Source organism: Corallococcus sp. AB032C (assembly GCF_003668935.1).
In the GTDB taxonomy this organism is placed as follows: Bacteria; Myxococcota; Myxococcia; order Myxococcales; family Myxococcaceae; genus Corallococcus; species Corallococcus exiguus.
In genome coordinates, this window is sequence record NZ_RAWP01000040.1 from 64,262 (window position 1) to 78,300 (window position 14,039).

At 69.7% G+C, this 14,039-nt stretch carries 12 protein-coding genes; 3 read left to right on the forward strand and 9 right to left on the reverse strand.

Features of this window, described 5'->3' with window-relative positions; translation table 11 throughout:
* Positions 1–20: 20 nt before the first annotated feature.
* From D7X99_RS19510 to D7X99_RS19520, 3 genes are read right to left on the reverse strand one after another with little or no spacing between them, the layout of a single operon-like run.
* The gene (locus D7X99_RS19510; protein ID WP_233613535.1) at positions 21–527 is read right to left on the reverse strand and encodes a hypothetical protein; all 507 of its coding nucleotides are present in this window, start codon (positions 525–527) and stop codon (positions 21–23) included.
* Positions 524–952, reverse strand: coding sequence for a hypothetical protein (locus tag D7X99_RS19515; protein WP_120564474.1), 429 nt, complete (start codon positions 950–952; stop codon positions 524–526). Before D7X99_RS19515 ends, D7X99_RS19510 begins: the two co-directional genes overlap by 4 nt.
* A gap of 32 nt (positions 953–984) precedes the next feature.
* Positions 985–1,929, reverse strand: a complete 945-nt coding sequence (locus tag D7X99_RS19520) for a hypothetical protein (protein ID WP_120580320.1) — start codon at positions 1,927–1,929, stop codon at positions 985–987.
* 201 nt (positions 1,930–2,130) lie between these two features.
* Between D7X99_RS19520 and D7X99_RS19525 the strand changes: the two genes are divergently transcribed.
* The 3 genes from D7X99_RS19525 (at position 2,131) to D7X99_RS19535 (ending at position 4,951) form a co-directional block, all read left to right on the forward strand.
* Complete coding sequence (locus D7X99_RS19525; RefSeq protein WP_121779089.1) at positions 2,131–2,766, forward strand: alpha/beta hydrolase; 636 nt, start codon at positions 2,131–2,133, stop codon at positions 2,764–2,766.
* Between the two features lie 158 nt (positions 2,767–2,924).
* On the forward strand, positions 2,925–4,739 hold the full coding sequence (locus D7X99_RS19530; RefSeq protein WP_121779090.1) for a S8 family serine peptidase: 1,815 nt from the start codon (positions 2,925–2,927) through the stop codon (positions 4,737–4,739).
* Positions 4,736–4,951, forward strand: a complete 216-nt coding sequence (locus D7X99_RS19535) for a DUF5818 domain-containing protein (protein ID WP_120580769.1) — start codon at positions 4,736–4,738, stop codon at positions 4,949–4,951. Before D7X99_RS19530 ends, D7X99_RS19535 begins: the two co-directional genes overlap by 4 nt.
* A gap of 33 nt (positions 4,952–4,984) precedes the next feature.
* Here the strand turns inward: D7X99_RS19535 and D7X99_RS19540 are convergent, their stop codons facing one another.
* The 6 genes from D7X99_RS19540 to D7X99_RS19565 form a co-directional block, all read right to left on the reverse strand.
* On the reverse strand, positions 4,985–6,157 hold the full coding sequence (locus tag D7X99_RS19540) for a type II CAAX endopeptidase family protein (protein WP_233613536.1): 1,173 nt from the start codon (positions 6,155–6,157) through the stop codon (positions 4,985–4,987).
* A 77-nt stretch (positions 6,158–6,234) separates the two neighbouring features.
* The gene (locus D7X99_RS19545) at positions 6,235–8,790 is read right to left on the reverse strand and encodes a 1-acyl-sn-glycerol-3-phosphate acyltransferase (RefSeq protein ID WP_121779091.1); all 2,556 of its coding nucleotides are present in this window, start codon (positions 8,788–8,790) and stop codon (positions 6,235–6,237) included.
* 14 nt (positions 8,791–8,804) lie between these two features.
* Positions 8,805–10,526: an arginine--tRNA ligase gene (gene argS / locus D7X99_RS19550; RefSeq protein WP_120580767.1), complete on the reverse strand. Its 1,722-nt coding sequence runs from the start codon at positions 10,524–10,526 to the stop codon at positions 8,805–8,807.
* 74 nt (positions 10,527–10,600) lie between these two features.
* Complete coding sequence (locus D7X99_RS19555) at positions 10,601–12,301, reverse strand: hybrid sensor histidine kinase/response regulator (RefSeq protein ID WP_121779099.1); 1,701 nt, start codon at positions 12,299–12,301, stop codon at positions 10,601–10,603.
* A gap of 138 nt (positions 12,302–12,439) precedes the next feature.
* The gene (locus D7X99_RS19560; protein WP_120580766.1) at positions 12,440–13,168 is read right to left on the reverse strand and encodes a HEAT repeat domain-containing protein; all 729 of its coding nucleotides are present in this window, start codon (positions 13,166–13,168) and stop codon (positions 12,440–12,442) included.
* An 81-nt stretch (positions 13,169–13,249) separates the two neighbouring features.
* A partial coding sequence (locus D7X99_RS19565; protein WP_121779092.1) for a DnaJ C-terminal domain-containing protein occupies positions 13,250–14,039 on the reverse strand: 790 nt, incomplete at its 5' end.

The following is a 14,039-nucleotide window of genomic DNA, read 5'->3' on the forward strand; positions in this document are numbered from 1 at the left end:
CCAGTGGTGCTCGGGAACGCTCAGGTGCCGAAGACCTTGTGGGCCACGCGGTCCAGCACGTCCTTGCCCCAGACGATGCTGGCCTTGCCCAGCCGGTCCAGGTCGCGGGTGAACTCGCGGCCGTCCGGCATGACTTCGTAGGTGCGGGTCAGGAACAGGTTGCCAGTGTCCGGCTCGAAGTCGACGTTGCCGCCGCCAGTGTCCGTGCCCTCTTCCTGCTGCTGCCGGAAGCCCTCGATGATGCCGGGCTTGGGCGCTTCACGGAACCGGTAGATGAGGGCGCTGCACTTGAGCGTGGGCGGGGACTCGACGTGTTCGAAGGCGTACTGGCCTTCGCCGCTCATCATGCCGCCCAGCCCCTGCTCGTTGAGGCCCTCGGTGACGCCAGCGCCCTGGGACTGGAGGTACCACTTCACCAGCTGCCGGGCTGCGTCGCGCGTCATCGGGCCCCCCGCGGGCGGCGCAGGACGCGCCAGGCCCATGGAGGACAGCAGCCACTGCACCTTGCTGGAGAAGGAGCTGATCACTTCGCGGGGATGACGCGATCCGCGACGCGGTTGAAGACTTCGTCGCCCCAAACGAGGCTGGCTTCCACGAGCCGGTCCACGTCTTCCTTGAACTGCTGCTCCGACGGCACCACGCCGTACGTGCGGCTCAGGAAGAGGGACTTGTTCTCGGTCTCGTAGTCCACCTTGCCGCCGCCGGCGTCCGTGCCCTTCTTCTCTTCGTCACGGAACCCGTCGATGACGCCCGGCCGGGGCGCGTCGCGGAAGCGGTAGATGAGGGCGCTGCACTTCAGCGCCCCCGAGTCCTTCACGTGTTCGAAGTAGACCTGCGCGTCGCCAAGCGCGGCGCCGCCAAATCCCTTCGCGTTCAGCCCGGAGGCCTGCGCATCGCCTCCGTGGCCCCGGATGAATGACTGCACCAGCCGCTGGGCTTCTTCGAGCGTCATACGTGCAGTCATATCACACGCCGTTCCCTACCTCAGAAATTGCCGGTGCGGGCCTGGTCGAACGGGACGCGCTGGTTGAGGTAGGTGTCGTTGATGTTGTGCGCGCCGGAGAAGATGCTCTTCTCGGAGAAGTAGTGGATCTTCGCGTCCTTGCCCGCGTGCTTGATCAGATCCAGGGGGCCCTTGCCGCTGGTGCCCAGACCGAAGAGGCCCGGCACGGGGTCCTTGTCGTTGACGTAGTGGACGTACTTGGGGCCGTCCGGGTAGGTCGCCGCCGCGGCGCCGAAGGTCTCCACGGAGACCTTGCCCAGCTTCTCCTGCACCTGGGCGGGGGACAGCCCGTCTTCGATGCGCAGCCGCTTGGCCACGTCGCTCAGCGCGCGGCTGGTGATGAGGCCACCCTGGCTGTGCGCCATCAGGTGCACGTCACGGCCGGCCTTCAGCTCCGTGTAGAGCGAGTCCGCCAGCGTATCCACGGCCGGGTTCTTGCCCTTGTCCATCTTGTCCGTGATGCACTGGCCCAGGTCCTTGAAGAAGCCCTCGGTGGAGTTGTGGATACCGATGGTCTTCTGGCCCGTCTTGTCCGCGATGGCCTGCATCGTGGTCTCCTGGCCAGCCTTGTCCGTCATCATCCCGTTCACGTAGATGATGGTGCCGGGCTGCTTCACGCCGCCCTTGGGCTCGTAGGCCGGGATCTGGCTCAGCGGGGTGCTGGCGTCGAAGGCCTGCCCGCCCTTGCCCATGATCTTGCCGTCGTAGGCCTTGTCCTTCGCGCCGGCCGGAGCCGTGAACACGCCCGTGGGGGCCGCGGTGCGCACCGCGCCGCTCGACGACTTGGTGTCGAAGCCGTCCTTCACGGTGTTGGCCGGCTTCGCCGTGACCGGGGTCGCCGTCTTGGCCGGGGCGGCCGCGCCGGTCCCCGTGGTCGTGGTGGTGCGCGCGATGGTGTTGTTGGAGGTGCGCCCGATGGTTCCCATGGCTTGAGGCTCCTGCGGTGTGCGGATTTTTGAAGGGGGAAGGGAAAGCTTGCTGCGTTGATCCATTCTCACCCGAAGCGCCGAAAAGTTGCGAGCAGGTCACGGAATGTGTGCAACGCGCTGCGGCGCGGGAAGTCCGGGAGGGGGCGGGGACAGGAATCCGGCCCGGGCGCGGCCGGGGTGACGGCTTAAGGTGGGGGCATGGTCCAGAAAGGTCAGTTCCTGGAGCGCTCCACGCTCATCCCCGTGGGTTCGGCCGGCGCGGTGATGGAGGGCACGGTGCACCGGGGCCAGAAGTCACCGCCGCTGCTCATCCTCCCGCCCCGGCCTGAGGAGGGAGGGGGGATGGATCACGTCCTGGCGGCGGAGCTGGCCTTCGCGGTGGCGAGGGCGGGCTTTCCCACCCTGCGCTTCAACCACCGGGGCGTGGGGGCCAGCCAGGGCGTCCGGGGCACCGGCGGGGCGCTGGTGGAGGACGCGGAGGCCGCGATGCGGGTGACGCTGGAGAACGCGGGGACGACGGCGCTCGCGGTGGCGTCGCTGTACGGGGGGGCCCGGGTGGCGTTGGCGCTCCAGGAGCGGCACCCGGCCGTGGGCGGACTGTGTCTGGTGTCGCCGGATGTGGACCCGCTGTCGCTCGTGCGACTGTCGTGTCCGCTGCTGGTGATTGTGGGGGCGGAGGACACCCGGGTGCCCCGGGCGGCGCTGGCCGCGGCTGTCGCGGAGGCCGGGGGTGATTTAGAGGTCATCGACGATGCCGGGGCGACCTTCCATCGCAACCTTCCCCAGGTGGGGCGGGCGGCGGCGGCCTGGCTCCAGCGCCTGTCGGGTGGGTAGGGCGTTGGCGTGCAAACCGCTGGACTTCTTCACCTTTCTTCATCCCCTGCGCCTTGCACGGCCGGCCGGGGGGCGGACAGACTGAAAGCGCAGACCCAATCGTCCCGCCGTGCGTTCGTAGTGGGTCTTCGAGGCGTCTTCGTTCAAGGAGTGTCCCGATGCGGATGAGGCGATGGAACGTGGTTCTCGCGGCGCTGGCCCTGTCGGCCTCGGCGTGCGCTTCCGCATCGCGGGAGCCGGAAGCCCCCGCCGGGCAGGACCTGGCGGCAGCGCAGGCGGAGGTGTCCCAGGCGGTGGTGGAGGGCTCGGACGACGTGGTGTCCGGCGCCATCGTGGTGGATTTCAAGGACGGCACCACCAAGGAGCAGTTCGACGCCTGGGAGCAGGAGTGGGGCGTGGACCTGGAGTTCAACTCCCTGGAGGGCCCTCGTACGGGTGTCACGCTGGCGGTGGGCGTGGACGGCGTGGAGGACGTGCTCCAGCGCATCCGCCAGAACCCGGCGGTGGAGTCCGCCGAGCCGCTCATGCAGGTGCGCACCAGCTACACGCCGAACGACCCCCAGTTCGAGTCCCAGTGGAACCTCCGGATGATCGACATGCCGAAGGCCTGGGACGGCAACCGGGGCAAGGGCGTGGTGGTGGCGGTCATCGACACGGGCATCGCCTACGAGGATCACGACGACTTCAAGCAGGTGCCGGACCTGAAGGGCGTGTCGTTCGTGAAGGGCTATGACTTCGTCAACGACGACGAGCACGCCAACGACGACCACGGCCACGGCACGCACGTGGCGGGCACCATCGCGCAGGCCACCAACAACGGCGAGGGCGTGGCGGGCGTGGCGTTCGACGCGACGCTGATGCCGATCAAGGTGCTGAACCACTTCGGCAGCGGCACCTCCGCGGACATCGCGGACGCCATCCGCTTCGCGGCGGACCACGACGCGAAGGTCATCAACATGTCGCTGGGCGGTGGCCTGTACTCGCAGGTCATGGCCAGCGCGGTGGACTACGCGCGCAAGAAGGGCGTCACCGTGGTGGCCGCGGCGGGCAACACCGGGCGCGGCAAGGTGGAGTTCCCCGCGGCGTACCCGGGCGCGGTGGCGGTGAGCGCGGTGGGCCCTTCCGGCACGCGCGCGCCGTACTCGTCCTATGGCAAGGAGCTGGACATCGCGGCGCCCGGTGGTGACAAGAGCCAGGGCGACACGGGCGGCATCCTGCAGAACACCATCGACCCGCGTGACCCGTCGCGCTCCATCTACGCCTGGTACCAGGGCACCAGCATGGCCGCGCCGCACGTGGCCGCCGTCGCCGCGATGCTCTACGGCGCGGGCGCCACCACGCCGGACGAGGTGGAGCAGGCGCTCTACGCTGGCGCCAAGGCGACGGAGAACCAGGCCTGGTCGGAGGAGTACGGCCACGGCGTCCTCAACGCGAATGCTTCGCTGAAGGCCTTCAACGGCGCTTCGCCCCGGTGGCCGTCGTTGGGATGGGCCGCGGCGCTGCTCGCGCTGGTGCTGCTCACGCTGCGCGGCCGCGAGCGCCCGGGCTACCTGAACGTGCTCTTCCGCCCGGCGTTCCTCGTGCCGTTGGTGCTCTCCACGGTGGGCTTCTTCTTCCTGCGCACCTGGTTCGCGGGCGCGGCGGGCTCGGCCCAGGACGTGGTGAGCGTGGCGTCGCTGCCCATCCCGGACTGGCAGCGCATCATCTTCGGCCGGGGCGCGGTGAACCCGCTGTTCTACAGCGCGCTCATTCCCCTGGTGCTGTCGCTGCCGGCCATCGCGTGGCGTGGCTTCCGGCCGGCGGTGGGCGGCCTGGCGTTGGGCTTCGCGGGCTTCCTGGCCTACGCGGCGTGGGTGGGCGCTCCGGCGCTGGCGTGGATGCCCTTCACCTTCCTGGCGAAGCCGTGGCTGGGCTTCAACACGGTGGTGTGCCTCGTCATCGCCCGCGCGATGCTCAAGCGGGAGGACGCATGAAGCTCTCCGGCACGGTGCAGTACCAGGACCTGGAGGGCGGCGTGTGGGTCCTGAAGGCCGACGACGGCCGGACGTACCAGCTCGCGGGCGGTGACCGGAAGATCAAGAAGGACGGTCAGCGCATCTCCGCCGAGGGCAGCATCCAGCGCGACGCCGTCACCGCCGCCATGGTGGGGCCGGTGTTCCACGTCAGCTCGTACAAGTCGGAGTGACGTCGTGCCCGGGGGGAGTCATCCCTCCGGGCCTCAGCGGCTGCGCTTGTCCTTGGCGGGGCCATAGGCCTCCGACTGGCGCAGCCGTTCTTCTTCGTAGGCCTCCATGGGCACCTCGCCCTTGCGTACGGCGTCGCGGAGCTGCCGCATGGCCTTGCGCTCGGCCTGAAGCGCGGGAGCCGCGTCCTTGGGCAGCGGATCCACCGGATGCTGGACGTCGTAGACGCTCAGCGACACGCCACGCCCATCCACGAGGCCCAGCCCCACCAGGGACAGCGTGGCCGCCATCACCCAGGGCAGCAGCTGGAGGGCGAAGAGGGGCACGGGCTTCGTGGCGCGCACCTCCTCATCGCTGGGGGGAGTGCCGCGTCCCCACACGGAGGGGAAGTGCCGGGACGCGGCGCGCAGGCCCAGCAGCGCCGTCCAGCCCACCAGCGCCAGACCCAGCACTGCGCGCCAGTCCGTCACGTCGTCCGTCGCTCCGTCCTTCGCGAGCCCCGAGTGCGTGGCGATGAGGAACAGCGCCGACGACACGATGTTGTTCGCCGCGTGCGCCGCGATGCCCGGCCACAGCGAGCCGGTGCGCCAGAAGAGCCAGCCGAACAGCAGTCCCAGCTCCGCGCGGGCGAGGAAGCCCACTGGATCCAGGTGGAACGCGCTGAACACCACGGACGAGATGATCAGCGCGCGCCAGGGGGACGCGGGAGCCGGCGGCGTCAGGGAGCGCTGGAAGAGGCCGCGGAAGAAGACCTCCTCGCACAGCGGAGCGGCCACGGACACGCCGCCCAGCAGCAGCGCCAGCTCAATCGGCGTCTGGCCTTCGAAGAGGCGCGAGGCGTCGAACATCTCCCGCAGCCATGCGGGAGCCACCTTCTGCGCGAGGAACTGAACGGGCACCACCACGCCGACGAAGTTGGCCACGCCCAGCAGGAAGCCGAACAGGGTGGGAGCGCCCAGGAACGGCGTGAGGCCCACGTACGCGGCGGGCCGGTACCCCGAGCGGCGCACCATGATCCACGCGAGGCCCAGGAAGAGGAACACCTCCGTGAACCACACGCCGAAGGCGGGGTTGAGCAACTGGGTGACGGCGCCCACCGTCACGAAGAGCCCGAAGGCCAGGGCCGCGGCGAGCACGGGGTGGGGCGGGGACAGCGGCGCGGGGGCCTCCGCCGGCCGCGGGTCGCTGGAAGGGGATGCTTCGTCCACCGTGTCGTCTCCTGCCCCCTCTCCGTCGGGCGGAGAGGGGTGGGGTGCCGCGTTCGCTTCGAGGAGGAAGTGCTTCGTCAGGCCCGGTGGAGGTAGCCGCGGATCTCCTCCGCGAGCGGGTTCTTCCGGGGAAGCTCCGCCGCCGCGGCCGGGTCACCCAGCCGCAGCTTCTTGTCCTCTTCCACGAGGATGCGCTGATCCAACAGGTACTCCACCGCGTTCTCCAGCGTCGTCTTCGCCAGGGACTCGGCGGCGGTGATGCGGCCGGCGTTGTACTCGCCGCGCCCCGTCTCCAGCGCCAGCTTGACGAACGTCTTGCGGTCGGTGGCCACGCCCGCGGCCACGTCCGGCAACGTCATGGCGGCCAGCAGGTAGGCCTCCAGGAAGTCGCGCAGCAGGTCCGCCAGGAACTCCAGGTCCGGCTGGGCGTGGGCCTCCGGCGCGCGCGTGAGCGTGTCGCCTTCGTGGATGACCAGACCCATGCGCACGAGCCGCTCCACGCACTCGGCGAAGATGGTGTCGAACGACGCCCCCACCCGGTAGATGAACTCCACCTTGAAGAGGCGCGACAGGAACAGCGCGCGCGCCTTCACGGTGTCGTACGGCGCGGGCGTTCCCGCGAGCAGCGCGTTGGCCACCAGGCTGCGCGCGGCCACCAGGTTCATCAGCGTGTTCTTGTAGAAGGACATCTCCGGGCGGCGCGAGTCCTCCACCTGGTAGCTGACCTCGCCGCGCGCCTCCTGCGTGCGCACCATCTCGTCGGAGATGAACTCGCGCATCGCGTCCTGGATGGGGCCCAGCGTCTCCGGGTTGCTCGGCGCGTTGGCCAGCTCCTTGGACAACCGCGCGCCGTCCTCGGAAGCGATGCGGCGCAGCAGGCTGATCCGGTCCGTGAGCTCGCGCTGGGTGAGGCCGCGCCGGCGGTGGGCCAGCAGCGACGCGCTCACCAGCGCATGCGGCGTGACGGTGGACACCTTGCTGATGCCGTACATCACGCGGTTGCCCAGCGCGCGCACCAGGCCCTTCTTCTGCTCGTCCGTCACCGGCTCCTGCGGCGACAGGCCACGCGCCTGCATGAACTCCACCAGCGACAGCGGCTCGTCGAAGGTGAGGTGGATGCGCCCGTAGCGCGCGGCCAGCACCTTGGGCGCGCTCAAGAGGGCCTTCAGGTCCTCCGGCTTCTTCTCCCCGCCGGCCAGCTCCTTCGAGTAGCTGTCGGACTCCACCACCTTCTCGTAGTCGATGGAGACGGGCACGAAGTAGAGGTCGTTGCGCGCGCCATCCAGCACCGCTTCGACCTGCCACGTGAGCATGCCCAGCTTGGGCGTGAGCAGCTTGCCCGTGCGCGAGCGGCCACCCTCCGGGAAGAACTCCTGGTGGATGCCGTCATGCACCAGCTTCTTGATGTACGCCTTGAAGGACGCGGCGTAGACCTTGTCGCCCTTGAACGATCGGCGCAGGAAGAACGCGCCGCAGCGGCGGAACAGCACGCCCAGGGGCCAGAAGGACAGGTTCGCGCCCGCGGCCACCAGCGGCGCGGTGTAGCCCCTGTTCCAGAGCACCCAGCTCATCACCAGGTAGTCCACGTGGCTCTTGTGGCTGGGGCAGAGCACCACCGGCGCCTTGCCCGCGGCCTTGAGCGCGCGGTGCAGCCCGGCCTCGTCCACGCCGATGCCGTCGTAGATGCGGTTGAACACCCACTCCAGCATCGGCGCGATGAGCGCCAGCACGGACGGGTTGGGCTTGGCCGCGATGGCCTCCAGGTTGCGCTGCGCCTCGCGGTACACGCTCGAGGGCTTGCGGCCCGCGGCGGCGGCGTGCTCGTCCAGCACCTTGCGCAGCTGGCGGTCGCGCAGCGTCTCCTCGATGAGCCGGTCCGTGGGCTTCTGCGGCGGGCCGAACACCGCGCGCGTCTCACGCGCGAGGAACACGTGCAGCGTGCTGCGCACCTTGCGCGCCAGCACCTCGTCGCTGACGCCCGGGTTCTCCTCGATGAAGCGGCGCAGGTCGATGGGCTCTCCCACGCGGAACTGCGCGCGCTTGTAGTTGCGGAAGAACGCCACCATGGAGTGCACGAAGCCCGGCGCCTCCGGGCTTCCGAACAGCGCGTCGCGCCAGCCCGGCTTGAGCTTCGCGGGGCGCTTCTCCCAGACGAACAGCTCCGGCACCAGGAACACCGGGCGCTCGGAGCCGCGCGCCAGCCGCACCAGTTCGGGGAAGGGGTCCTCGCGCGTCTCCTTGCCGGAGGCATGCAGGAGCGCCGTGCGGCGCAGGAACACCAGGCCGCTGCCGCCCTGCTCGCGGGCGTAGCGGAAGCGCTCCTCCACCGCGCCGCCCTGCGCCGTCTGGCGCCAGGGTTTGGTGAACCAGGGGCGCAGGTTCACCACCGCGCGGATGGGCGGCATGGCCCGGCGGACCATGGCCCACGCGATGTAGAGGAAGTTGATCCACGCCGTGGTGCGCATGACGTGCACCACGAAGCCCCGGGCGCTGAGCGCGCGCAGCTCGTTCTCGGCCTCCGGCGGGAAGTGCACCCCGTCGAAGTACCGAGCCCCGAGCACCCGGGACATGGGACCGAATTCCTCCTTCAAAGCCTCTCCTTGCGTCGCGGTCTGCGCCAGCGCGGTGTCCATCGCAGCCCCCCAGGCTACATGTTTTCCGGCGTCGGGATGCCCAGCAAGGTGAGCCCCGCCGCCAGCGTGATGCGCGTCGCGTCCGTGAGCGCCAGCCGGGCCGCGCGCACCGCGTCATTCCCCTCCACGAGGATGCGCTTGTCGCGGTCCTTGTTGCCGGCCGTGTAGTAGCGGCTGTACGCCGCCGCCACGTCCAGGAGCAGCCGCGCCACCAGGCTTGGCTCGTACTGCTCCGCCGCCGCCTTCACCGTGTCCGGCAGCCGCATCAGCTCACGCACCAGGGCCTGCTCTTCCGGGAGCGTGAGCAGGGACGGATCATACGCAGAGGGCACGCCGCCACCCTTGCGCAGCACGTTCGCGCTCCGGGCATGCGCGTACTGGAGATAGGGCCCCGTGTGCCCCTCCAGGCTCGTCACCTCGTCCCAGTCGAACGTGTAGTCGCTGGCGCGGTTGTGCTTGAGGTCGCCGAAGACGATGGCGCCCAGGCCGATCTGCTCCGCCAGCGCCTCCGCGTCGGTCGTCTCAAGGTTGCCCTGCGCGACGTTCTCCTTCACGCGCTGGAGCACGCGCTCCTTCGCCTCGTCCAGCACCTGATCCAGCTCCACCACCTGGCCCTTGCGCGTGCTCATGCCGTGGATGCGGCCGAACGGCACGTGCACGCATTTGTCCGCCCACGGCTGGCCCATCTCCGTCAGGGTGCGGAACACCTGCCGGAAGTGCAGCGCCTGGTCCTGCGCGACGACGTAGAGCGACTTGTCGAAGTTGAAGCGTGCGTGGCGGTCCTCGGCGGCGGCCAGGTCGCGCGTGGCGTAGAGCGTGCTGCCGTCGTTCTTCTTGAGGAGCACGGGCGGCTCGCCGTCCGCGTAGGGCATGTCCACGATGATGGCGCCCTGGGACTCCTTCACGCCGGGCTTCTTCGCGATCTGCTCGATGACCGCGTCCATCTTGCCCTGGTACCGGCTCTCGCCCTCGATGTGCTCGAAGTCGATGCCCATGCGCGCGTAGACGCGCTTGAAGCCCTTGAGGCTCGTCTCCCGGAACTGGTTCCAGAGCTTCATCGCCTCCGGATCGCCTGCCTCCATGCGGCGGAAGAACTCGCGGGCCTTCTCGTCGAAGGCCGGGTCTTCACCGGCGCGCTTGTTGGCCTGCACGTAGACCTGGACCAGATGCGCCATGTCCTCCCGGAGTTCCTCCTTGCCAAACTCCTGGAAGCCCACGGCGACGAGGCCGAACTGCTTGCCCCAGTCACCCAGGTAGTTGACGCCCTCCACGCGCCAGCCCAGCGCGCGGTACAGATTCGCGATGCAGTGGCCCAGGAACGTGGTGCGGATGTGGTGGAAGCCAATGGGCTTGGCGATGTTGGGCGACGAGTAGTCGATGACCACCGTCTTGCCCTTGCCGTCCTCCGCGTCGCTCCCGTAGGCGAGGCCCGCGAGGCGCACGCCGTCGATGACCTCCTGGGTGAAGGGGAGGGGCAGGAAGCGCGCGTTGACGTAGGGGCCCACGGCCTTGACCTCCAGGCCCGGGACCTGGAGCGCCTGCGCGAGCTGCGCGGCGATGGCGGGGGGCGCCTTCTTCTGCGCCTTGGCGAGAGGGAAGGTGGCGAAGCTCAGGTCGCCGTGCGCGGGATCCGCGGGCTTGACCTGGGGCTCGATGTCAGCGGCGGGGACACCCAGGGCCCCGGCGAGGGCCTGGGCGAACGCGGCGCGATAGCGGCTATAGACGGAAGTGCTCATGGACCGCGCGGATACTACCCAAGGCGGGGCGCCTTCCATCCACCTCTTCTGTGGGGAAGGCGTCAGAGCGTCATTCAGGTCACGGCGGGACCGCGGCTCTTGGGGCGCACCACCGAGGCCACGGTGTCCAGCAGCTTGGGCAGCTTCAGGGGCTTCTCGAAGTACCCGTCGATGCGGTCCGGCCCTTCACCCGAGGTGAGGGACGCGACGTCGCTCGCGCCGGAGATGATGTAGACGACCACGTCCGCCAGCGACTCCGTGGTGCGGATGTAGTGGAGCACGGAGCGTCCGTCCTCCCCGGACAGCCGCAGGTCCAGCAGCACCATGGCCGGACGGATGTGGGACAGGATGGAGCGCGCCTCGGCGGCGCCGGAGGTGGCCATCACCCGGTAGCCCTCCTGCTCCAGCACCTGTTCCAGAACCTCGCGGCAGTCCACGTCGTCCTCCACCAGGAGGATGCCGCCCGCCTTGGGCGCGGCCTGGTTCACGTCCGGGGCGCTCACGGCGCTCGCGAACAGGGGCAGGACCATCTGGAACGTGCTGCCCTCGCCCAGGATGCTGCTGGCGTCCACGCGGCCGCCGTGCAGCGCGACAATCTTGGCGACCAGCGGCAGGCCCAGGCCCGTGCCCGGGGGACGGGGCATGCCCGGCTGCGCGCGGTAGAACGAGTCGAACACGTGCTCCAGGGCTTCCGCCGTCATGCCCTGGCCGGAGTCCTTCACGGTGAGGACGCCCAGGCCCTCGCTGGACGACACGCTCACCTCGACGACGTCTTCCGTCTCGCTGTGATGGATGCCGTTCTCCACGAGGTTGTGGATGGCCTCGGAGATGCGTTCGCGGTCGCCCCGGACGAACACCTCCGGGCAGGGGGGAATCACCACGCGCACACGGCTGTGCTCCGCGACGGCGCCCAGCCCGCGCACCACCTCTTCCGCCACGGCCTTGAGGCCGAAGGGGCGCTGGTTGAGCTGCATCTTCCCCGACGACAGCCGGGACATCAGCACCAGGTCGTTCACCTGCTGGAGCAGCCGGTCCGCGTTGCGATCACAGATCTGCACCGCGCGGCGCTGCCCGTCCGTCAGCGTGCCCAGCTTCTCCCGGCCCAGCATGGCCAGGTAGGCCTTGATGGTGGTGAGCGGGTTCTTCAAGTCATGGGACACATTGCCGAGCAGCTCCTCGCGGTTCTGCTCCAGGCTCTTCAATCCCGCGATGGCCGTCTGCAGGTCCTTGTTGCGCCGGGCGCTGTCGTCGCGCAGCCGGGCCACTTCGTAGGCGGCGGTGAGCTGCGACGCCAGCGACTGCATCAGCACGTCGGACGCCTTCCGGCGCGCGCCCAGCACCACGAGCACGCCCGTCACCCCCTGCGGTCCCTCCAGGGGCACGGCGACGGTGTCGTCCTCACGCAACAGCACCTTGTCGGTGAAGCACCGGCCCACCACGCCCTCGCCCGGGACGGCGGCGGTGACGCGCTCGTCGTAGCGTCCGCGCACGTGCTCCACGTGCAGCTGGTTGCGCGACGGGAAGTGGCGCGCGACGTAGCAGACCTTCGGCTTGAGCAGCGTGTGGAGCGTCTGCAGCTGCGCGCGCAGGGCCTCGGTGGGGCCCGCGTTGTCGGTGAGCTGCCGGCCCATCTCCAGCAAGGCCTGGGCGGCGGTATCGGTGTCCACCGGAGGAGGCGGTTTCGCCGCCCGCTTCGGTGGAGCCTTCTTCGCGATGGTGGCGGGGCGCAGCGGGACGACCTCTGCGAGCTGCGGACCCTTCTTCTTCGATGGCACGCGTGAATCCTGCTTCATGTCTCGCGTGGGAGGGAACCGCACCGAAGCTCGGTGCCCTCCACCAACGCCAAGCGTGTCAGGTGCCCGACAGCCCCCCAGCCCCGCTGTCCGCTTCCCTGGCCGGGGTACTGGAATGACTCAGGGTCGGCGCTGGATGCGGCCGTCCTTGTCCAGGCTGTAGGGCTCCACGAGGGCGGCCTGCACCTTCTCCTGGTAGCCCTGCACGCCGAAGCCGCTCTCCGCCAGGGCCGACAGCGCCACGGTCTGCACGCGGCGCGCGGTGTCCTCGGAGGTGAGCAGCTTGAGCAGGGGCTCGCGCGCCGGCTCGTACTTCAGGGGTCCCAGGACGTTGATGGCGGCGATCTTCACGTCGTCGGACATGTCCTCCAGGAAGGGGAGGACGGCCGGGGCCACGCGCGGATCCTGCTTGCCCAGCACGTGGTGGAGCAGGACGACCTTCTTCTCCGGGTCGCGCGTGTAGCGGGAGGACAGGTGCTGGAGCGTGTCCGCGATGACGCCCATGAGCGCGTCCTCGGCGAGCAGCTCCTGGAGGATGCGCAGCGCCCAGGACGTGGCCTGATCACTCGACTTGAGGAAGGCGCTCACCGGCGCGACGGCGTCCTGGCCGAAGTGCTTGATCAGCTCGAAGGTGTGCTCCTTCTCGTCCGCGTCGGTGGTGAGCGGGTCCACGGTGATGGTGAACCGGCTGAGCAGCACCGTGACGGCCTCGGGGTACTTCATCTCCCCCAACTGCTGCAGGGCCTTCTGCCGCGTGGACGGCTCCCCGTACTTCTGGGTCACCTTGGACTTGAGCTTGAGGGCTTTGTCGGGGCCCGAGCCGCCCGTGAGGAAATCGAAGAGACCCATAAGTACGTACCCGCTCCGGAATCGGAAGAGTGGAGGCGCGATGTAGGACGGTGCGCCTTCCAGGACAAGTGGCAACGACAACTACAACGTCAGCTCCCGGCGCACGTCGCCCCGGTAGGCCCGCGCCAGCGTCTCCGCGGCGGCCCGGACCTCGTCCGTGGCCTCCTCGGGGACCTTCACCTGGAGCAGCAGGTACATGTCGCCCGGAGTACCGCCCCGGAGCGACGGCACGCCGCGCCCCTTGAGCCGCATCTTGCGGCCAGACTGTGAACCTGGAGGCACCTTCAGCGTCACCTCACCCTGGAACGTAGGCACGCGCACCTCACCGCCCAGCAGCGCCTCGGAGACCGTCACCGGCAGGTCCAGGTAGAGGTCGTCGCCCTCGCGGCGCACCAGCGGATGCTCGGCCACCTCCGTCTCGATGTAGAGGTCCCCCGGAGGGCCCCCCTGGATGCCCGCCGCGCCCTGGCCGGCCAGCCGCACCTTGGAGCCCGTGACGACGCCCGCCGGAATCTTCACCGTCAGCCGGGTCGTCTCCTCCTTGATGCCGCTGCCACCGCACTGCGAGCAGGGCTCCGGGGCCTTCCCGCTGCCGCGACAGGTGGGGCACACGCCGGATCCGCCGAACATGGCGCCGCCCCGTCGGGCCCGGCCCGTGCCGTTGCAGGTGGGGCACGTCACGAGCTTCCCGGTGTTGCCCTCGCCGTGGCACTTGGAGCAGCGCCCCGGCCGCTGGAGCGTCAACGCGCGCTCGGTGCCGGTGACGGCCTCCGCGAGCGAAACCTGTACGCGGGTCGTCAGGTCATCGCCGCGCTCGGCCGCGGTGGACCTGCTGCCGCCCCGGCCCCGGCCGAAGAGGTCGTTGATGTCG